Below are 19,132 nucleotides of genomic sequence, written 5' to 3'. Positions count from 1 at the left end.
GTGCCCATTGGACGTAAGTCTAGGTCGATGAAAACGGCGTAAAACTAAGGAAAAACCTTACATGACTATCGTCCAAACCCCGTAGAACGCCCACTAGGCAAACTTTCCGACGAAGTGCACATTGAACGCCCTTCCGCAGATGTCTGACGAGTGTGCTGGGAGATTGATGAGAACTGCTGAGAACTGTATGTCCGACCACGATATTTTGAGTGATGCCGAGCGCGAGGCGCTGAGCGCCGTGATGCTGGAGCCTGATTTACCGCCACAACGCGTGTTGATTGTTGACGACGACAAGGATGCGCGTGAACTGCTGGCGGAGATCCTGGGCCTGGACGGTATTCGCTGCATGACGGCCGACAGCGGCAAGACAGCGTGGGAATTGTTGAGCTCCAGCAGCTCCATCGGTTTGCTCATCACTGACCTGCGCATGGCCCCCAGCAATGGCCTGGAACTGATTCGCCAGGTGCGCAGTTCCACCCGTGCGGCGTTGCCGATCATCATTATGTCGGGAGACGCCGAAGCCCCGGATGTGATCGATGCAATGCATTTGAGCGTGGTGGACTTCTTGCTCAAGCCGATTGATAGCGTGAAGCTGGCGAAGATGGTCAAGCGGGAATTGGGGATGGCGCAGTAGGTACCGTTTATCTTTTTTTTATTTGAACTGTCAATTCTCACAGTAGGCAAATAAGTGGTCAGCGAGTTTACTGCACGGGAGGGTCCGGTCTTCAATCAGGATCCTATCCCGCCAAAGGAGCTAGTTATGTCTACTCAACAGCCTAAAAATCAAGTGGCTAGCAATAACGCAAGAATTCTAGTTATCAGGGATGAAAGGCCCCGCTTTTTTGATTCTTCCAATGTACAAGCAAGCTTGAGAAGTTTTTCGGTCATCACGGATGGCGCTGGTTCATTGACAGCGGAGTATGGGAATACGCTGTTTCCGCGGGACGAACGGTACGAGTTCGGCTTTCCTCGAGATATAGAGAAGCATCGAGGAAATATCGATTATAGAGACGAAAACGGTGTTTATTTTATAATGCCTATATCGGGGGCGTTTTATGTTTTTTCCGAGTCTGCGGGTCTTCCGGATACGTACATAAATCATATTAACTACGTCAATTTGAAGTTTGAGCATCAGGGACAAGAAGTTACTATCAGCGGCACGGGTGAGGCCACTTTTGTTTTTCAAAAGTCTTCACACTAAGAAAAAAGCCCTGTTCTCACGAACAGGGCTTTTTTCGTTTCAGCGTTTACTCAACGCCCATGCTTGGCCTTGAACTCCCGACGCCGACGATGCAACACCGGCTCGGTATACCCATTCGGCTGCTTGGTCCCTTCAATCACCAACTCCACCGCGGCCTGGAAGGCAATGTTGCTATCGAAATCCGGCGCCAGCGGACGGTACAGCGCATCCCCGGCATTCTGACGGTCCACCACCGGCGCCATGCGCTTGAGGCTTTCCAGCACCTGGGCTTCATTGACGATGCCGTGGCGCAGCCAGTTGGCGATGTGTTGGCTGGAGATGCGCAGGGTGGCGCGGTCTTCCATCAGGCCGACGTCGTTGATGTCCGGCACTTTCGAGCAGCCCACACCCTGGTCGATCCAGCGCACGACATAGCCGAGGATGCCCTGGGCATTGTTGTCCAGTTCGTTGCGGATCTCTTCCTCGGACCAGTCGGTATTCTGCGCCAGCGGGATAGTGAGGATATCGTCCACCGAGGCGCGCTCGCGCTTGGCCAGTTCGGCCTGGCGGGCGAACACGTCGACCTTGTGATAGTGCAACGCGTGCAGCGCCGCGGCGGTCGGCGAGGGTACCCAGGCAGTGTTGGCACCGGCCAGCGGGTGCGCGATCTTCTGTTCGAGCATCGCGGCCATCAGGTCGGGCATCGCCCACATGCCTTTGCCGATCTGCGCACGGCCCTGCAAGCCAGTGCTCAGGCCGATATCGACGTTCCAGTTTTCGTAGGCGCCGATCCATTTTTCCGCCTTCATCGCCGCCTTGCGCACCATTGCGCCGGCTTCCATGGAGGTGTGGATTTCGTCACCGGTACGGTCGAGGAAGCCGGTGTTGATAAACACCACGCGCTCGCTGGCGGCCTTGATACAGGCCTTGAGGTTGACCGTGGTACGGCGCTCCTCGTCCATGATCCCGACTTTCAGGGTGTTGCGCGGCAGGTTCAGCACGTCTTCGATGCGGCCGAACAGCTCGTTGGTGAACGCAGCTTCTTCGGGGCCATGCATCTTCGGTTTGACGATGTACACCGAACCGGTGCGGCTGTTCTTGCGGCTGCTGGTGCCGTTGAGGCTGTGGATCGCCGCCAGGCTGGTGAGCAGGCCGTCGAGGATGCCTTCCGGGACTTCGTTGCCGTGTTTGTCGAGGATCGCGTCGATGGTCATCAAGTGGCCAACGTTGCGCACGAACAGCAGCGAACGGCCATGCAGGGTCACGTCCTGGCCATCCACGCCGGTGTAGACACGGTCGGCGTTCATGGTACGGGTGAAGGTCTTGCCGCTCTTGGCCACTTCTTCGGCCAGGTCGCCTTTCATCAGGCCGAGCCAGTTGCGGTAGATCACCACTTTGTCATCGGCATCGACGGCGGCGACGGAGTCTTCGCAGTCCATGATGGTGGTCAGCGCGGCTTCCATCAGCACGTCTTTGACGCCGGCGGCGTCGGTCTGGCCGACCGGGGTGCTGGCGTCGATCTGGATTTCGAAGTGCAGGCCGTTGTGCTTGAGCAGGATTGCGATCGGCTCGGCCGCGGGGCCCTGGAAACCGATCAACTGGGCGTCGTCGCGCAGGCCGCTGTTGCTGCCGCCCTTGAGGCTGACGATCAGCTTGCCGTCGACGATCTTGTAGCCGGTGGAGTCGATGTGACTGCCGGCCGTCAGCGGCGCGGCTTCGTCGAGGAAAGCGCGGGCAAAGGCGATGACCTTGTCACCACGCACCTTGTTGTAGCCCTTGCCCTTCTCGGCGCCGTCGGCTTCGCTGATGGCGTCGGTGCCATACAGCGCGTCGTACAGCGAACCCCAGCGCGCATTCGAGGCGTTGAGGGCGAAGCGGGCATTCATCACGGGCACGACCAGCTGGGGGCCGGCCATGCGGGCAATTTCGTCATCGACGTTTTGGGTCGTTGCCTGGAAATCTGCGGCTTCTGGCAGCAGGTATCCGATATCTTGCAGGAAGGCTTTGTAGGCCACCGGGTCATGGGCCTGGCCGGCGTGAGTCTGGTGCCAGGTGTCGATCCGCGCCTGGAAATCATCGCGTTTGGCGAGTAGGGCTTTGTTCTTCGGTGCCAGGTCATGGATGACCTTGTCGGCGCCGGCCCAGAACTGGTCGGCAGTGATGCCGGTGCCGGGAATGGCTTCGTTGTTCACGAAGTCGAACAGGACTTTGGCGACCTGCAGGCCACCGACTTGAACGTGTTCAGTCATTGCTTGCCTCACTCTGCGGAGCTTATGCGCTGTTTCAGATTTTCATTATGTAGTGCACGGTTGGGCATACTACATGATGACTTGCGGTTGTGAAAATTAGACTAAATACGTCGTTTAGCGACCCACTTTGGTCGTACGGTCACAGCGGAGAACGGGATGTTCTCAAAAAACTATGAGATTGTTCCAGATAAATCTAAAAATGGTACACGATTTGTTTTCAGCCACGCCTGCGTCCACCTTGTAAGAGCTGGAGGGACGCTGAGTCCTTGCCAGCGATGAGGCCCTTGAGCCTTGCGGCGATGATCAGGCCGCTGTCGCCGGAAAGCCGGCTCCTGCAGAAAACAACAACATCTGAGGAATTCGCCATGGACCATCTTGTACTCACTATTATCGCCGCCGACAAACCCGGCCTGGTGGAACGCATCGCGCAGAACATCGCGGCGCACGGCGGCAACTGGCTGGAAAGCCGCATGGCGCACATGGCTGGGCAGTTTGCCGGGATCCTGCGCGTCAGTGTGCCGGCGGAAAGCCGTCAGGCCCTGGTGGCCGCGCTGGAGGACTTGTCCACCCACGGCATTCGGGTGCTGGTGGGCGAGGGCAGCAGCGGGCAGGCGTCGGCGTCCAAACCGATCCTGATGACGCTGGTGGGCAATGACCGTTCGGGCATCGTGCGCGAGATCACGGCGCTGCTGAGCAAGCAGGGGGTCAACCTTGAGCGCTTGAGCACCGATGTACGCCCGGCGCCGATGAGCGGTGACCTGCTGTTCAGCGCCGAGGCCCTGCTGCAGGTGCCGTCGAACGTGTCCCTGGAGGCGTTGCAGGAATCCTTGGAAACCCTGGCGGATGACCTGATGGTGGAACTGCGCAACGAGGAATAACCACGCACAAGGTTATGCATGGAAATCTTGCATGGGCCTGTGGATAACCTGTAGAGACCTGGCCCCAGGCCACGCACTGCGTGCGTCTTCGCGAGCTGAGCAAAAAACGAGCAGTTTCAAGGGCTTGTGCACAAATGGCGGGGATCAGGTTGTGGATAACCTTGGGGTGGATGTCTGCAAGCCACGCCATTCGTGGCCTGCAGGGGTTTGTACGTTATTTGATCAGCGTTTGCGCACGCTCATCCAGGCGTCCAGGCTGTAGACCACCAGGCCGGCCCAGATAAAGGCGAAGGCGATCAGCGTGCTTTGCGCCAGATGTTCGCCGAACAGCAGCACGGCTTCCAGCAGCACCAGCGTCGGCGCTACGTACTGCAGGAAGCCCAATGCGGTGTAGGGCAAATGCCGCGCAGCGGCGTTGAAGCACACCAGCGGGATCAACGTGACCGGGCCTGCGGCCACCAGCCACCAGGCCTCGGATGTGCTCCAGAATTCCAGCTGCGCACTGTGCGCCGACGGATTGAACAGCAGCCACGCCACCGCAATCGGCACCAGCATCCAGGTCTCAACCACCAGCCCCGGCAACGCCTTGACGGGTGCCTGCTTGCGGATCAGGCCGTAGAACCCGAAAGTCAGTGCCAGCACCAGCGACACCCACGGCAAGCTGCCCACCTGCCACACCTGCTGTGCTACACCCACCGCTGCCAGGCCTACGGCGACCCACTGCAGGCGGCGCAGGCGTTCGCCGAGGATCAGCATGCCCAGCAGCACATTCACCAACGGGTTGATGTAGTAACCCAGGCTCGCTTCGAGCATGCGCCCGCTGTTCACCGACCACACATAGGTCAACCAGTTACCCGCAATCAACGAACCGCTGAGGGCCAGGATCGCCAGGCGCTTGGGGTTGTCCCGCAGTTCGCGGAACCAGCCGGGGTGTTTCCACACCATCAGCAGCACGCCACCGAACAGCGCCGACCACAGCACCCGGTGCACGATGATTTCGGCGGCGGGTACGCTGGCGATGGCTTTGAAGTAGAGCGGGAACAGACCCCAGATGACATAGGCGCTCAGGCCCAAAATGTACCCTTTGCGAGGGTTGGCGGCGTGCATGCAGAATCCTTGCTTAGGCAGCTAACAAAGCGCGATTGTAAGGATTTTTGTCAGACAGTGGGACTGGCTTTTCTGTGGAGCTGGCTTGCTTGCGATGCAGGCAACTCGGTGTATCAGGCACGCCGAGGTGACGCCATCGCAGGCAAGCCAGCTCCCACAGGGGCATTTCGGTCAGAACAGTTTCAGCGGTTCTTCGTTGAGCGCCGAGAGCTGTTCGCGCAACGCCAGCACCTGATCGCCCCAGTACCGTTCACTGCCGAACCACGGGAAGCTGTGGGGAAACGCCGGGTCATCCCAGCGCCGTGCCAGCCAGGCGCTGTAGTGCATCAGGCGCAAGGCGCGCAGCGGTTCGATCAGCGCGAGTTCACGCGGGTCGAAGTCGTGGAATTCCTGGTAACCGTCCATCAGTTCTGACAGCTGCCCCAGGCATTCCTGGCGGTCGCCGGCGAGCATCATCCACAGGTCCTGCACGGCGGGGCCCATGCGGCAGTCATCGAGGTCGACGATATGGAACATCTCGTCGCGACACATCATGTTGCCGGGGTGGCAATCGCCGTGCATACGGATGTTCTTGTGCGGGGTGGCCTTGTACACCTCTTCCACCCGCTTGAGCAGGTCGCGGGCCACCGATTCATAGGCTGGCAACAGGCTCTTGGGGATGAAGTTGCCTTCCAGCAGGGTGGTGAGGGAGTCGTGGCCGAAGTTCTTCACGCCCAAGGCTTCGCGGTGTTCGAACGGGCGCGTGGCCCCCACCGCGTGCAAGCGGCCGAGCAATTGCCCGAGGCGATAGAGTTGGTCGAGATTGCCCGGCTCCGGCGCGCGGCCGCCACGGCGAGGAAACAGGGTGAAGCGGAAACCTGCGTGTTCGAACAGGCTTTCGCCATTGTGGATCAGCGGCGCAACCACCGGGACTTCGCACTCGGCCAGTTCAAAGGTGAAGCGGTGTTCTTCGAGGATCGCTTCGTTGGTCCAGCGCTGGGGGCGGTAGAACTTGGCGATCAGCGGTTCGGCGTCTTCGATGCCCACCTGGTAGACACGGTTTTCGTAGCTGTTGAGCGCGAGAACGCGCGCATCGCTGAGGAAACCGATGCTTTCGACGGCGTCGAGCACCAGGTCGGGGGTGAGTGTTTCAAACGGATGGGCCATGCGAACTCCTGCGCGCAGCAGAGCGCCGCGTCCGGCCGGGTATGGTAACGCACACGGGCAGAGATAGGTGGTGGCTGTGCGGACGCCTTCGCGGGCAAGCCCGCTCCCACAGTTGACCCAGTTCCAGCATGAACTGGCGTCCAATCCGCCCATGTCCCAGGTTGGAATGCGTCCACTTGTGGGAGCGGGCTTGCCCGCGAAGACGACCTCTCAGGCACCACCAACCCCGCAGATGCAATTAGCATCCGCCCACGTCCCCAGGCTGGAATGCATTCACCTGTGGGAGCGGGCTTGCCCGCGAAGACGGCCTATCAGGCGCCCACGACGCCACCATCATCCCGCCGAATCGCCATCACCGACGAGCGCGGCTTGCCGTTGGGCAGATGCTCCGGCCACGTCGAACCGCCCGTTTCGCCCGGGTGCTGAATCCCCACAAACAGGGTCTTCTGATCCGGCGAAAAGCTGATCCCCGTCACCTCACAGGCCACCGGTCCGACCATGAAGCGGCGAATCTCACCGGTGCTCGGGTCTGCGCACAGCATCTGGTTATTGCCCATGCCGGCGAAGTCGCCCGCGTTGCTGTAGTCGCCGTCGGTGAGGATCCACAGGCGTCCGGCTTTGTCGAACCCCAGCCCGTCGGGGCTGTTGAACATGTTCTGCGGGTTGATATTCGACGAGCCGCCCTTCGGCGCGCCGGCATGCACACCGGGGTTGCCGGCGACCACAAACAGGTCCCAGCTGAACGTGACGGCACCGTGGTTATCGGCATCCGCCTTCCAGCGCAGGATCTGGCCGTAGACGTTCTTTTCACGCGGGTTGGGGCCGCCCACCGGCTGGCCGTCTTCGCCACGCTTGGCGTTGTTGGTCAGGGTGCAATAGACCTGGCCGTCGGTGGGGCTGACCACGATCCATTCCGGGCGGTCCATGCGCGTGGCTTTCACCACGCTGGCGGCCAGGCGGGCGTGGATCAGCACTTCAGCCTGGCTGGCAAAACCGCTGCTGGCATCGATGCCGTTTTTGCCGTGGGTCAGCTCGACCCATTGGCCCTTGCCCTTGGGGTGGTCGGCATCGCCGTCGCCTGCATCGAAGATCGCCACGTACAAGGTGCCGTGGTCGAGCAGGTCTTTGTTGGCCTTCGGATTCTTGTGGTTGATCTTGTCGCGGCTGACGAATTTGTAGATGAACTCACCGCGTTCATCATCGCCCATGTACACCACAGCGCGGCCGTCGCGGGTTTCGGCGAGGGCGGCGTTCTCGTGTTTGAAGCGGCCCAGGGCGGTACGCTTGACCGGCGTGGAGTGCGGGTCGAACGGGTCGATCTCCACCACCCAGCCGTGGCGGTTGAGCTCGTTGGGGTTTTTGGCGATGTCGAAGCGCGGGTCATGCAGGTGCCAGTTGATGTCTTTGCTGGCGGCCACCACGCCGTAGCGTTTCTGCCCGGCGTCGAAGCTTTGCTGGGGGTTACTGCTGCCGAAGCAGTCGGTGAAGTTCTCCTCGCACGTCAGGTAAGTGCCCCACGGCGTCTTGCCGTTGGCGCAGTTCTGAAAGGTGCCCAGCACCTGCTTGCCGGACTTGTCGGCAGTGGTTTTCAGCCAGGCGTGGCCGGCAGCGGGACCCCCTACGCGGATCGGCGAGTTGCCGTGGATGCGGCGGTTGTAGCGCGAGTCCTGGACGAACTGCCAGCTGTCACCTTTGCGCTGCACTTCGATCACCGACACGCCTTCGCTTGCCTGGGCCTTGTGCACGTCTTCAGCCGACTGCGGCGCACCGCCGTGGGCGAAGAGGTAGCGATAGTTGGTGTATTCGTTGTTGATCGCCATCAGCGCGCGGTTATCGTCGCCGGGGAAAGCGAACAGGCTCATGCCGTCGTTGTTGTCCCCGAACTGCTGCTCCTGGGCCTTGGCGGTGCCGTTGCCGGACGGGTCGAACGCCGGCGCGTTCTTGTGCAGTGGCTGGCCCCAGCTGATCAGCACCGAGGCGCTGTAGCCGGGCGGCAGGGTGATGGCGTCGCTGGTGGCGGCGGCGATGCTGGTAAAGCCCAGCAACGGGCTGGCTGTGGCGGCGTTGACGGCCAATGCGCTGCGGCTCAGCAGGTTGCCGCCGAGGAACATCGCGGCACCGCACAGGGCGCCGGCGCCGATAAAGCGGCGGCGGGTAAGGCCGACCATCTGCTCGAGGTCGGTGGCTTGGTTTTCTTCTAATAGGCTCATCTCAGGCTCCCTGCGGTTTTTGCAGACACCTTAAGGAGCGGGCGTGACGAAATTGTTGCAGTTTGAAGGCGGGGCGTTGCTACACCGGTGTGCCGAGCAGCACATTGCTCGGCGCAAATTGCACCTGGAGCGTCTTTCCTTCCACGGCACCCAGGGCCTTGAGTGCGTCGGGCTGGGCCAGGGCGCATAAAACCTGGCCAGTGGGCAAGGCGATGCGCACTTCGCTGGGGCCGTCCTCGGCCGCGAGAATGGCCTCGACGCTGCCGCCCATGCAATTGTGTCCAGGTGTTGCAGCTTGTTCCGGAGCGAGCAGTTCCAGCCAGCCCGCCTTGATCAGCGCGACCACTTCGACGCCCATTTCCAGCTCCAGCCGTTGCGTGCTGTCGTGGGTGATTTGTGCTTGCAGGGTCAGTCCGCCGGCCAGTTGCAGGCAGATCAGGTCGTTGCGGCCATGCTGCTCGATGGCGATCACTTGCCCGTGCAACTGGTTACGCGCGCTGGTGCGCAGCATCAAGCGGCCGAGCAGGCTGAAGTCGCTGGCGGCCTCATCCGAACCCAGCACCTCGGCCTGCAACATTTGCAGGCGCTGGTAAAGGCGCAACACGCGCTCGCCTTCGGCCGTCAGCTTGGCGCCGCCCCCGCCCTTGCCACCGACGCTGCGCTCCACCAGCGGTTTTTGCGCCAGGTTGTTGAGCTCGTCGATGGCGTCCCAGGCCGCCTTGTAACTCAGGCCGGCACTCTTGGCGGCACGGGTGATAGAGCCCTGCTCGGCGATATGCCCCAGCAAGGCGATGCGCTGGGGGCGACGGATAATGTGTTGGCTGAGGGAAGTCGGCAGGGACATGGGCACACGCTTCGTTGAGATGAGCGGACGTTGCAGCGCTGGCGCGCGGGAGTCAAGTCAGCCGCCCGGTTTGGGCGTGCGTGCCAGGCAATACACATCGACCTGCCGCGCCCCGGCGCTCAGCAGCAGGCGCGCCAGGCTGTGGGCGGTGGCGCCGGTGGTGAGTACATCGTCCACCAGCGCAAAGTGCCGGCCCTGCACCAGCGCGCCGGGCGCCAGGGCGAAAGCGCCGAGCAGGTTGCGTCGGCGGGTCTTGGCGTCCAGCGCCTGTTGCGCGACGGTTTCCTGGGGGCGCAGCAGCAGGTGTTCATCAACGCCGATGTCCAGCTCCTCGCTGAGCCAGCGCGCCAGCATCAGCGCCTGGTTGTAACCGCGTTCGCGCAGGCGTTTGCGCGCCATGGGCACCGGCAGCAGGCAATCGGGGCGGCTGAGTTCGGCGTTGTCCAGGCGATGGCGCAGGTGCTGACCCAGCAGGCGGCCCAGCAGGTGCCCGAGTGGCCAGCGGGCCTGATGCTTAAAACGGGTGATCATGGTGTCGACGGGAAAGCTGAAGGTGAAGGGCGCGACCACTTGTTTAAAGGCCGGCGGCTGGCGCTGGCATTGGCCGCAGATCAACCCGTCCATGGGCAACGGCAGGGCGCACACCTCGCAGTGTTCCGTCAGCCAGGGCAATTGCGATTCGCAGGCAGTGCACACGCACTCGGCTGTTTGGGTGCTTTCATCACAGAGTAAACATGTCTGTGTGTTTTTTAACCAGATGTAAACCTTGTGTTTGTAGTCGGGTTGACAGTGCATGAATCTTCCTTAAATATGCCGAGCATCCGTGTCGCGCTTGTGGGTATTGCCCTTCCCGCAGCGCTTGCCCAAGCATAATCAAGGAATCGCCCATGAGCGCCAGCACCACCGCCACGTTGCGTCACGATTGGTCCTTAGCCGAAGTCAAAGCGTTGTTCGTGCAGCCGTTCAATGACCTGTTGTTCCAGGCGCAGACCGTGCACCGCGCGCATTTCGACGCCAACCGCGTGCAAGTGTCGACCTTGCTGTCGATCAAGACCGGCGCCTGCCCGGAAGATTGCAAATATTGTCCGCAGTCGGGCCACTACAACACCGGCCTGGAAAAAGAAAAGCTGATGGAGGTACAGAAGGTCCTCGAAGAGGCCGCGCGCGCCAAAGCCATCGGCTCAACGCGTTTCTGCATGGGCGCGGCGTGGAAGCACCCGTCGGCCAAAGACATGCCCTACGTGCTGCAGATGGTCAAAGGGGTGAAGGCCATGGGCCTGGAAACCTGCATGACCCTTGGCCGTCTCGACCAGGACCAGACCGAAGCCCTGGCTCAGGCCGGCCTCGACTACTACAACCACAACCTCGACACCTCGCCGGAGTTCTACGGCTCGATCATCACCACCCGCACCTACAGCGAGCGCCTGCAAACCCTGGCCTACGTACGTGACTCGGGGATGAAGATCTGCTCCGGCGGCATCCTCGGCATGGGTGAGTCGCTGGACGACCGCGCCAACCTGCTGATCCAGCTGGCCAACCTGCCGGAGCATCCGGAATCGGTGCCGATCAACATGCTGGTGAAAGTCGCCGGCACGCCGCTGGAAAACGCCGAAGATATCGACCCGTTCGACTTCATTCGCATGCTCGCCGTGGCGCGCATCCTGATGCCGCAATCCCATGTGCGGCTGTCGGCCGGCCGCGAGGCGATGAACGAGCAGATGCAGGCACTGGCATTCTTTGCCGGCGCCAACTCGATTTTCTACGGCGACAAACTGCTGACCACCGCCAACCCACAGGCCGACAAGGACATGCAGCTGTTCTCACGCCTGGGCATCCTGCCGGAAGCGCGCGAAGAGCACGCCGATGAAGTGCACCAGGCGGCGATCGAGCAGGCGTTGGTGGAGCAGAAGAGCAGCGAGCAGTTCTATAACGCCGTGGTTTGACGCCGCCCTCTATTGGAATGCATTCCAAAGGTGGGAGCGGGCTTGCTCGCGAAGGCGGTGTATCAGTGTCAGATGTGCTGACTGACCCACCGCCTTCGCGAGCAAGCCCGCGCCCACAGTTGATCGCATTCAGTCTCAAGTTCCTTGATCTGCCGAGGCCTGCATGTCTTTCGATCTCGCCGCGCGCCTCGCTGCCCGCCGTGCCGAACACCTTTATCGCCAACGCCCCTTGCTCGGCAGCCCCCAAGGCCCGGAAGTGGTGGTGGATGGCCAGCCGTTGCTGGCCTTCTGTAACAACGATTACCTCGGCCTGGCCAATCACCCGCAAGTGATCGAAGCCTGGCGCGCCGGTGCGTCCCGCTGGGGCGTGGGCGGCGGCGCTTCGCACCTGGTGGTCGGGCACGCCACGCCGCACCATGAACTGGAAGAAGCGTTGGCCGACCTCACCGGGCGTCCATGCGCCTTGCTCTTCACCACCGGCTACATGGCCAACCTTGGCGCCGTCACGGCGCTGGTCGGGCAGGGCGATACGGTGTTGGAAGATCGCCTCAACCACGCCTCCTTGCTGGATGCCGGGCTACTGTCCGGGGCGCGTTTCAATCGCTACCTCCACAACGACCCCGCCAGCCTGGCCAAGCGCCTGGAGAAAGCCACCGGCAATACCCTGGTGGTCACCGATGGCGTGTTCAGCATGGACGGCGACCTGGCCGACTTGCCGGCACTGGCCCGTGAAGCCCGGGCCAAGGGTGCCTGGCTGATGGTGGATGACGCGCACGGCTTCGGCCCGCTGGGCGCCAATGGGGGTGGGATTGTCGAGCATTTCGGCTTGAGCCAGGAGGACGTGCCGGTGTTGGTCGGCACCCTCGGCAAAGCGTTCGGCACCGCGGGCGCGTTTGTCGCCGGCAGTGAAGAGCTGATCGAAAGCCTGATCCAATTCGCCCGGCCCTACATCTACACCACCAGCCAGCCGCCGGCGCTTGCCTGCGCCACGCTGAAAAGCCTGGAGTTGCTGCGCACCGAGCATTGGCGCCGCGAGCACCTCAATGGCCTGATTCGCCAGTTCCGCCAGGGCGCCGAGCAGCTTGGCCTGGACTTGATGGACAGCTTTACGCCGATCCAGCCCATCCTGATTGGCGACAGCGCCAAGGCTGTGCGCCTGTCCCAGCGGCTGCGCGAGCGCGGGCTGATGGTTACCGCGATCCGTCCGCCCACCGTGCCGGCCGGCAGTGCACGTTTACGCGTGACCTTGACGGCGGCCCACAGCGCAGCGCAGGTGCAGCTATTGTTAAACGCGTTGGAAGCGTGTTTTCGCTTGGAGTCCGACCATGCGTGATCGACTGATATTGCTGCCCGGCTGGGGCCTTGGCGTATCACCGCTGGAACCCCTGGCCGCCGCCTTGCACGGGATTGATGCGCACCTGCGGGTGCAGATCGAGCCCTTGCCGCTGCTGGCTTCCAGCGACGTGGATGAGTGGCTCGACGAACTCGACGCCACGCTGCCGGACAACGCCTGGCTGGGCGGCTGGTCCCTGGGCGGCATGCTCGCCTCTGAGCTGGCGGCGCGTCGCGGCGAGCGCTGCTGCGGCCTGCTGACGTTGGCTAGCAATCCGTGTTTTGTCGCCCATGACGGCTGGCCCAGTGCGATGCCCGCCGAGACCTTCGATGCGTTTCTCGCCGGTTGCCATGCCGACTCACAGGTGACCCTCAAACGCTTCGGCCTGCTGTGCGCCAAGGGGGCCGAAGACCCGCGCGGGCTGGCGCGCCTGTTGGTCAGCGGGGCACCGACTACGCCGTCCAGCGCATTGATGAGCGGCCTGGAGCTGCTCGCCCAACTGGACACCCGCGAAGCCTTGCTGGCCTATCGCGGCCCGCAGATGCACCTGTTTGCCGGGTTGGACGAACTGGTCCCCGCCGAGGCCGCCAGCCACTTGCTGGCCCTGCTGCCCGATGTTGAAATCGGCCTGATTGAACAGGCCGGTCACGCTTTTCTTCTGGAAGACCCCCACGGTGTGGCGGGGGCCATCCAGGCTTTTTTGCATGAGTGCGTCGATGACTGATCTATCCCAGCCTTCCTTGCCCGGCGCGTTGCCGGACAAGCGCCAGGTGGCGGCCTCCTTTTCCCGTGCGGCGGCCAGTTATGACAGCGTCGCCGAGTTGCAGCGCGCGGTAGGGCATGCGCTGCTGGCACGCCTGCCGACGGCTATCGCGCCAGATCGTTGGCTGGACATGGGCTGTGGCACCGGCTATTTCAGCCGCGCGCTGGCGGGGTTATTGCCAGCCAGCCAGGGCGTGGCCCTGGATATCGCCGAAGGCATGCTCAACCACGCGCGTCCACTGGGCGGGGCCGAGCATTTCATCGCCGGTGATGCCGAGCGCCTGCCGTTGAAAGACGAGAGTTGTGGGCTGATCTTCTCCAGCCTGGCGGTGCAATGGTGCGCGAATTTCGACGCCGTACTCAGCGAAGCCTGGCGCGTGCTGCAGCCCGGCGGTGTGTTGGCGTTTGCGAGCTTGTGCGTGGGCACCCTGGGTGAGCTGCGCGACAGCTGGCGCGCCGTCGACGGGCTGGTTCACGTCAATCGCTTCCGCACGTTCGAGGCGTATCAGCAGTTGTGCGCCGCCAGCGGCTTGCGCGTGGTGAGCCTGGAGCGTCGCCCGCATGTGCTGCATTATCCGGATGTGCGCAGCCTCACCCACGAATTGAAGGCATTGGGCGCGCATAACCTCAACCCGGGTCGCCCGGGAGGGTTGACGGGCCGCGCGCGGATTGTTGCACTGGTGAACGCTTACGAGCAGTTCCGCCAGGCCCAGGGCCTGCCGGCGACTTACCAAGTGGTGTATGCCGTACTGGAGAAACCTCTATGAGCGCCGCCTACTTCATCACTGGCACCGACACCGATGTCGGCAAGACCACCGTCGCCGCCGGCCTGTTGCACGCCGCACGCCAGCTCGGCAAAAGCACCGCCGCCGGAAAGCCGGTGGCCTCCGGTTGCCAGGTCACGCCCAAAGGCTTGCGTAACGCGGACGCGCTGGCGCTGCTGGCCGAATGTTCATTGCCGCTGAGTTATGCCGAGGTCAATCCGGTGGCGTTCGAGCCTGCCATCGCCCCACACCTGGCCGCGCGCGAGGCGGGGGTGGCGTTGACCGTGCAATCGCTGTTGAAGCCCATGCAGCAGATCCTGGCGCGGCAAGCAGATTTCACCTTGATCGAAGGCGCAGGCGGCTGGCGTGTACCGTTGGCCGACCAGGACAACCTGTCGGACCTGGCCATGGCGCTCAAGCTGCCGGTGATTCTGGTCGTCGGGGTGCGCCTGGGCTGTATCAGCCATGCCTTGCTCACCGCCGAAGCCATCGCGCGGGACGGTTTGCCGCTGGCGGGTTGGGTGGCGAACATCATCGATCCCAAGACCTCTCGTCTGGAAGAAAACCTCGCCACCCTGGCCGAACGCTTGCCCGCACCGTGCCTGGGCCGCGTGCCGAAACTCAAGCACGCCAGCGCCGAAGCCGTGGCGCAGCACCTGCAGTTGGACCTGCTTGACTGATTTTGGCTATCGACAAGGCATTATGCCATTAGTGTTTTTGACGGGCGTTTTGCCCGGTTCTCTGCTTCAATCAGCGTTCACGATTCTCTAAAGGCAGGCTTACGCCATGGAAATCTCTGGAAGCAGCGCGTTTTACTCGGGCCTGAGCAGCATTCAGACCGGGCAGAACCGTGTCGACCAGGCCGCCGGCAAAATTGCCAGCGCCGCGACTACCCAACCGTCGGATGCGCAGATCGATCGTCTTCGCGCCAACGACCGGGCCCAGCCTTCCAACTCGGCCAGCAATATGGTCGAAATGGCCGAAGGCAAGTTTCAAGTGGAGCTGGGCGCCAAAGTCGCCAAGGCTTCGGATGAAATGCTCGGCACGCTGATCGACACCTACGCCTGATCCCCTCTTTCCAGGTAGGCCGGTTCTTCTGTGGGAGCTGGCGTGCCTGCGATAGCCTCTACTGGTCCCCTTGATACCCCGCGGCGCCTGTAAAGCAGGCAAGCCAGCTCCTGCGGTTCTATTTCTCTCCTGAGCGCCTTGTGGCATCCCGCCGCAGGCCTTGCCGTGCATGGCATTGATGCGCGTCATGACAAACGGCGTCGGGACGATGCTTGACAACCCCAGGTCGTAAACGTATGTTTCAAACACCTGTTTGACCGCCACAACAAATCCATGCGGTTGTTCATTCCAGATTCATCAGCAGAGGTTTATCGCTATGCCTGACTACAAGGCCCCCTTGCGTGATATTCGCTTCGTTCGTGACGAACTGCTCGGTTATGAAGCGCACTATCAGAGCCTGCCGGCTTGCCAGGACGCTACCCCGGACATGGTTGACGCCATCCTCGAAGAAGGCGCCAAGTTCTGTGAGCAAGTGCTGGCACCGTTGAACCGCGTGGGCGACATCGAAGGGTGTACCTGGAGCGAGTCAGGCGTTAAGACCCCTACCGGTTTCAAAGAAGCCTACAAGCAGTTCGTCGAAGGCGGCTGGCCAAGCCTGGCCCACGACGTCGAGCACGGCGGCCAAGGCCTGCCGGAATCCCTGGGCCTGGCGGTCAGCGAAATGGTTGGCGCGGCCAACTGGTCGTGGGGCATGTACCCGGGCCTGTCCCACGGTGCGATGAACACTATTTCCGAGCACGGCACCCCCGAGCAGCAAACCGCTTACCTGACCAAGCTGGTGTCGGGCGAATGGACCGGCACCATGTGCCTGACCGAGCCACACTGCGGCACCGACCTGGGCATGCTGCGCACCAAGGCTGAGCCTCAGGCCGACGGTTCCTACAAAGTGTCCGGCACCAAGATCTTCATCTCGGCCGGTGAACACGACATGGCCGACAACATCGTCCACATCGTGCTGGCCCGCCTGCCGGATGCACCGGCGGGTACCAAAGGTATCTCGCTGTTCATCGTGCCCAAGTTCCTGCCTAACGCAGACGGCTCGATCGGTGCGCGCAACGCAGTGACCTGTGGCTCCCTGGAACACAAGATGGGCATCCACGGCAACGCCACCTGCGTGATGAACTTCGACGCGGCCACCGGTTTCCTGATCGGCCCGGCGAACAAAGGCCTGAACTGCATGTTCACCTTTATGAACACCGCTCGCCTGGGTACCGCGCTGCAAGGCCTGTCCCACGCCGAGATCGGCTTCCAGGGCGGCCTGAAGTACGCTCGCGACCGCCTGCAAATGCGTTCGCTGACCGGCCCGAAAGCCCCGGACAAAGCCGCTGACCCGATCATCGTGCACCCTGACGTGCGCCGCATGCTGCTGACCATGAAAGCCTTCGCCGAAGGTAACCGTGCGATGGTGTACTTCACCGCCAAGCAAGTGGACATCGTCAAGTACGGCACCGACGAAGACGCCAAGAAACAGGCTGATGGCTTGTTGGCCTTCATGACTCCGATCGCCAAGGCGTTCATGACCGAAGTCGGTTTTGAATCGGCCAACCACGGCGTGCAGATCTACGGCGGCCACGGCTTCATCGCCGAGTGGGGCATGGAGCAGAACGTTCGCGACAGCCGCATCTCGATGTTGTACGAAGGCACCACCGGCATCCAGGCGCTGGACCTGCTCGGCCGTAAAGTGCTGATGACCCAGGGCGAAGCGCTCAAGGGCTTCACCAAGATCGTGCACAAGTTCTGCCAGGCCAACGAAGGCAACGAGGCCGTCAAGGAATTCGTTGCGCCGCTGGCCGCGCTGAACAAAGAGTGGGGCGAGTTGACCATGAAGGTCGGCATGGCCGCGATGAAAGACCGTGAAGAAGTCGGTGCGGCGTCGGTGGATTACCTGATGTACTCGGGTTACGCCTGCCTGGCCTACTTCTGGGCCGACATGGCCCGCCTGGCCGCCGAGAAACTGGCTGCCGGCACCACCGAAGAGGCGTTCTACACCGCCAAGCTGCAAACTGCGCGCTTCTACTTCCAGCGCATCCTGCCACGGACTCGTACCCACGTGGCCACCATGCTGTCGGGCGCCAACAACCTGATGGACATGAAAGAAGAGGACTTCGGCCTGGCTTACTAAGCCTTACCGGGTTGTCTGAACAAACCGCCGCGCCTTTTGAGGCGCGGCGGTTTTTTTATGCGTGAGAAAAAACCGCAGTAATGCGCTCAGGGATTGCCGCAGGCTGCCGTTAAAGTGATGGCAATGTGATACATGTCACACAGGTTGTGCTTAACTGTCTGCGTGAAGGCACAGTGCCATTACTTCTTTGCGGGTCGGAGCTTTACCCTTGTCACGCGTGTCCGCTGTACGTTTCAGTCATTTTCTCCCTTCGTTGCTGCTCTTGCTGGCCGGGCTCTCGGCTGCGTACGTCAAGGATCTCAACGTCTTCTTCACCTCGCTGTTCAACGTGCTGCCGACCCTGGTGCTGTTGCTCGGCGGTTCGTACTGCGCGGTGTATCGCCGCCAACGTGAACTGTTCTTGATGATCACGGTGTACATCGCCTATTTCCTGCTCGACACCCAGACCGACTTCTACCGTGACAATGGGCGCGTGCGCGAAGACGCCGCCGTGGTCTTTCACTTGTGTTGCCTGTTGTTGCCACTGCTTTTCAGCATCTACGCGCTCTGGCAGGAGAAGACCCACCTGTTCCGTGACTTCGTCGCCCGTGGCGCGGTGCTGCTGGCGGTCGGCAGCGTGGCATTGGCGCTGGAGCAAAGTTATCCCCAGGCCGTGCTGAACTGGCTGGCAGAGATTCGCTGGCCGGCGCTGCATGGCACCTGGATGAGCCTGATCCAGCTGTCGTACCCGATGTTCCTGATCGGCTTCCTGACCCTCGCCGCCCAGTACTGGTACCAGCCGCGCCCACTGCACGCGGCGCAACTGGTGGGGTTGCTGGGGTTGTTCTGGATGCTGCCGCAAACTTTCATCCTGCCGTTTACCCTGAACATCATGTGCAGCCAGGTGATGCTGATGATCGCCGCCGGCGTGGCCCACGAGGCGTATCAAATGGCCTTCCGCGACGAGCTGACCGGCTTGCCGGGGCGCCGAGCGCTGAATGAGCGCATGCAGCGCTTGGGGCGCAACTACGTGCTGGCGATGAGTGATGTCGACCACTTCAAGCGCTTCAACGACACCCACGGCCATGACGTAGGCGACCAGGTGCTGCGCCTGGTGGCGAGCAAACTGTCCAAGGTCAACGGCGGTGGGCGTGCCTATCGCTATGGCGGTGAGGAATTCGCCGTGGTGTTCGCCGGCAAGACCCTGGATGAGTGCATGCCGCACCTGGAAGAGATTCGCGAGATCATCGCCGACTACGACATCAAGCTGCGCAACTCGGACCGTCCCCAGGACGATCATCAGGGCCGTCAGCGCCGTGCCGGCAGCGGCGCATCGAGTGTGTCGGTGACTATCAGCATCGGCGTGGCCGAGCGCCAGGTCGAGCAGCGCACCCCCGAAGAGGTGCTCAAGACCGCCGACCAGGCGCTTTACGCCGCCAAGGGCGCGGGGCGTAACTGTGTGGTGGCGGCCGGGCAAACCCGACGTGGCGCCGTGCGCACGGAGAGTGCTGCCGGTTGAGTGATGGCGCTGTATTCAGCGGTTCTAC

The 19,132-nt window shown here is 62.1% G+C and carries 17 protein-coding genes; 11 read left to right on the top strand and 6 right to left on the bottom strand.

The window, feature by feature from the left end; translation table 11 throughout:
- The first annotated feature begins 187 nt into the window (after window positions 1-187).
- Complete coding sequence (locus tag BBG20_RS14880; protein ID WP_065904718.1) at window positions 188-634, top strand: response regulator; 447 nt, start codon at window positions 188-190, stop codon at window positions 632-634.
- A gap of 126 nt (window positions 635-760) precedes the next feature.
- Window positions 761-1,201, top strand: coding sequence for a hypothetical protein (locus tag BBG20_RS14875; protein WP_065904717.1), 441 nt, complete (start codon window positions 761-763; stop codon window positions 1,199-1,201).
- Between the two features lie 50 nt (window positions 1,202-1,251).
- Here the strand turns inward: BBG20_RS14875 and BBG20_RS14870 are convergent, their stop codons facing one another.
- Entirely contained in the window at window positions 1,252-3,429 is a 2,178-nt protein-coding gene (locus tag BBG20_RS14870) for a malate synthase G (protein WP_065904715.1), read from the bottom strand.
- Between the two features lie 365 nt (window positions 3,430-3,794).
- On the opposite strand from BBG20_RS14870, the gene BBG20_RS14865 reads away from it, so the two are divergent.
- A complete protein-coding gene (locus BBG20_RS14865) occupies window positions 3,795-4,307 on the top strand; it encodes a glycine cleavage system protein R (protein WP_065904712.1) in 513 nt (170 codons plus the stop codon).
- Window positions 4,308-4,529: 222 nt separating this feature from the next.
- Here BBG20_RS14865 and rarD read toward each other — a convergent pair whose 3' ends face one another.
- The 5 genes from rarD to BBG20_RS14840 all read right to left on the bottom strand — a co-directional run bounded on the left by rarD (window position 4,530) and on the right by BBG20_RS14840 (window position 10,409).
- Window positions 4,530-5,414, bottom strand: coding sequence for an EamA family transporter RarD (gene rarD, locus BBG20_RS14860; RefSeq protein WP_065904709.1), 885 nt, complete (start codon window positions 5,412-5,414; stop codon window positions 4,530-4,532).
- Window positions 5,415-5,585: 171 nt separating this feature from the next.
- Window positions 5,586-6,560: a serine/threonine protein kinase gene (locus BBG20_RS14855; RefSeq protein ID WP_065904707.1), complete on the bottom strand. Its 975-nt coding sequence runs from the start codon at window positions 6,558-6,560 to the stop codon at window positions 5,586-5,588.
- A gap of 311 nt (window positions 6,561-6,871) precedes the next feature.
- Window positions 6,872-8,770 carry a PhoX family protein gene (locus BBG20_RS14850; RefSeq protein ID WP_065904704.1) on the bottom strand — a complete coding sequence of 633 codons (1,899 nt, stop codon included), beginning with the start codon at window positions 8,768-8,770 and terminating at the stop codon, window positions 6,872-6,874.
- A 79-nt stretch (window positions 8,771-8,849) separates the two neighbouring features.
- Window positions 8,850-9,614 carry a TOBE domain-containing protein gene (locus tag BBG20_RS14845; RefSeq protein WP_065904701.1) on the bottom strand — a complete coding sequence of 255 codons (765 nt, stop codon included), beginning with the start codon at window positions 9,612-9,614 and terminating at the stop codon, window positions 8,850-8,852.
- Between the two features lie 57 nt (window positions 9,615-9,671).
- A complete protein-coding gene (locus BBG20_RS14840; RefSeq protein WP_065904698.1) occupies window positions 9,672-10,409 on the bottom strand; it encodes a ComF family protein in 738 nt (245 codons plus the stop codon).
- Between the two features lie 92 nt (window positions 10,410-10,501).
- Here BBG20_RS14840 and bioB point away from each other — a divergent pair, with 92 nt between their 5' ends.
- The 8 genes from bioB to BBG20_RS14800 all read left to right on the top strand — a co-directional run bounded on the left by bioB (window position 10,502) and on the right by BBG20_RS14800 (window position 19,104).
- Window positions 10,502-11,557 carry a biotin synthase BioB gene (gene bioB, locus BBG20_RS14835; RefSeq protein WP_016977842.1) on the top strand — a complete coding sequence of 352 codons (1,056 nt, stop codon included), beginning with the start codon at window positions 10,502-10,504 and terminating at the stop codon, window positions 11,555-11,557.
- Window positions 11,558-11,720: 163 nt separating this feature from the next.
- A complete protein-coding gene (gene bioF, locus BBG20_RS14830) occupies window positions 11,721-12,890 on the top strand; it encodes an 8-amino-7-oxononanoate synthase (protein ID WP_065904696.1) in 1,170 nt (389 codons plus the stop codon).
- Window positions 12,883-13,614, top strand: a complete 732-nt coding sequence (locus BBG20_RS14825; RefSeq protein WP_065904693.1) for an alpha/beta fold hydrolase — start codon at window positions 12,883-12,885, stop codon at window positions 13,612-13,614. Before bioF ends, BBG20_RS14825 begins: the two co-directional genes overlap by 8 nt.
- Window positions 13,607-14,419 (top strand): malonyl-ACP O-methyltransferase BioC, encoded by an 813-nt coding sequence (bioC, locus tag BBG20_RS14820; RefSeq protein WP_065904691.1) that lies wholly within the window; start codon window positions 13,607-13,609, stop codon window positions 14,417-14,419. The genes BBG20_RS14825 and bioC overlap by 8 nt, the downstream gene beginning before the upstream one ends.
- Complete coding sequence (bioD, locus tag BBG20_RS14815; RefSeq protein ID WP_065904689.1) at window positions 14,416-15,096, top strand: dethiobiotin synthase; 681 nt, start codon at window positions 14,416-14,418, stop codon at window positions 15,094-15,096. The genes bioC and bioD overlap by 4 nt, the downstream gene beginning before the upstream one ends.
- A gap of 106 nt (window positions 15,097-15,202) precedes the next feature.
- Window positions 15,203-15,484: a pyrroloquinoline quinone biosynthesis protein PqqE gene (locus BBG20_RS14810; protein ID WP_065904687.1), complete on the top strand. Its 282-nt coding sequence runs from the start codon at window positions 15,203-15,205 to the stop codon at window positions 15,482-15,484.
- Between the two features lie 316 nt (window positions 15,485-15,800).
- Window positions 15,801-17,606, top strand: coding sequence for a phenylacyl-CoA dehydrogenase (locus tag BBG20_RS14805; RefSeq protein ID WP_065904685.1), 1,806 nt, complete (start codon window positions 15,801-15,803; stop codon window positions 17,604-17,606).
- A 208-nt stretch (window positions 17,607-17,814) separates the two neighbouring features.
- On the top strand, window positions 17,815-19,104 hold the full coding sequence (locus BBG20_RS14800; protein WP_065904681.1) for a GGDEF domain-containing protein: 1,290 nt from the start codon (window positions 17,815-17,817) through the stop codon (window positions 19,102-19,104).
- The last annotated feature ends 28 nt before the right edge of the window (window positions 19,105-19,132 follow it).

The organism is Pseudomonas aylmerensis (genome assembly GCF_001702265.1).
Lineage (GTDB): Bacteria > Pseudomonadota > Gammaproteobacteria > Pseudomonadales > Pseudomonadaceae > Aquipseudomonas > Aquipseudomonas aylmerensis.
The sequence above is the reverse complement of the archived record's forward strand: the minus strand, read 5'-3'. Positions and strand labels throughout refer to the sequence as shown.

What these genes read in the sequence shown, in the direction of transcription:
- BBG20_RS14880 (WP_065904718.1), top strand. Translation starts at nt 188, where the DNA reads ATGTCCGACCACGATATTTTGAGTGATGCCGAGCGCGAGGCGCTGAGC.
- BBG20_RS14875 (WP_065904717.1), top strand. Translation starts at nt 761, where the DNA reads ATGTCTACTCAACAGCCTAAAAATCAAGTGGCTAGCAATAACGCAAGA.
- BBG20_RS14870 (WP_065904715.1), bottom strand. Translation starts at nt 3,429, where the DNA reads ATGACTGAACACGTTCAAGTCGGTGGCCTGCAGGTCGCCAAAGTCCTG.
- BBG20_RS14865 (WP_065904712.1), top strand. Translation starts at nt 3,795, where the DNA reads ATGGACCATCTTGTACTCACTATTATCGCCGCCGACAAACCCGGCCTG.
- rarD (WP_065904709.1), bottom strand. Translation starts at nt 5,414, where the DNA reads ATGCACGCCGCCAACCCTCGCAAAGGGTACATTTTGGGCCTGAGCGCC.
- BBG20_RS14855 (WP_065904707.1), bottom strand. Translation starts at nt 6,560, where the DNA reads ATGGCCCATCCGTTTGAAACACTCACCCCCGACCTGGTGCTCGACGCC.
- BBG20_RS14850 (WP_065904704.1), bottom strand. Translation starts at nt 8,770, where the DNA reads ATGAGCCTATTAGAAGAAAACCAAGCCACCGACCTCGAGCAGATGGTC.
- BBG20_RS14845 (WP_065904701.1), bottom strand. Translation starts at nt 9,614, where the DNA reads ATGTCCCTGCCGACTTCCCTCAGCCAACACATTATCCGTCGCCCCCAG.
- BBG20_RS14840 (WP_065904698.1), bottom strand. Translation starts at nt 10,409, where the DNA reads ATGCACTGTCAACCCGACTACAAACACAAGGTTTACATCTGGTTAAAA.
- bioB (WP_016977842.1), top strand. Translation starts at nt 10,502, where the DNA reads ATGAGCGCCAGCACCACCGCCACGTTGCGTCACGATTGGTCCTTAGCC.
- bioF (WP_065904696.1), top strand. Translation starts at nt 11,721, where the DNA reads ATGTCTTTCGATCTCGCCGCGCGCCTCGCTGCCCGCCGTGCCGAACAC.
- BBG20_RS14825 (WP_065904693.1), top strand. Translation starts at nt 12,883, where the DNA reads ATGCGTGATCGACTGATATTGCTGCCCGGCTGGGGCCTTGGCGTATCA.
- bioC (WP_065904691.1), top strand. Translation starts at nt 13,607, where the DNA reads ATGACTGATCTATCCCAGCCTTCCTTGCCCGGCGCGTTGCCGGACAAG.
- bioD (WP_065904689.1), top strand. Translation starts at nt 14,416, where the DNA reads ATGAGCGCCGCCTACTTCATCACTGGCACCGACACCGATGTCGGCAAG.
- BBG20_RS14810 (WP_065904687.1), top strand. Translation starts at nt 15,203, where the DNA reads ATGGAAATCTCTGGAAGCAGCGCGTTTTACTCGGGCCTGAGCAGCATT.
- BBG20_RS14805 (WP_065904685.1), top strand. Translation starts at nt 15,801, where the DNA reads ATGCCTGACTACAAGGCCCCCTTGCGTGATATTCGCTTCGTTCGTGAC.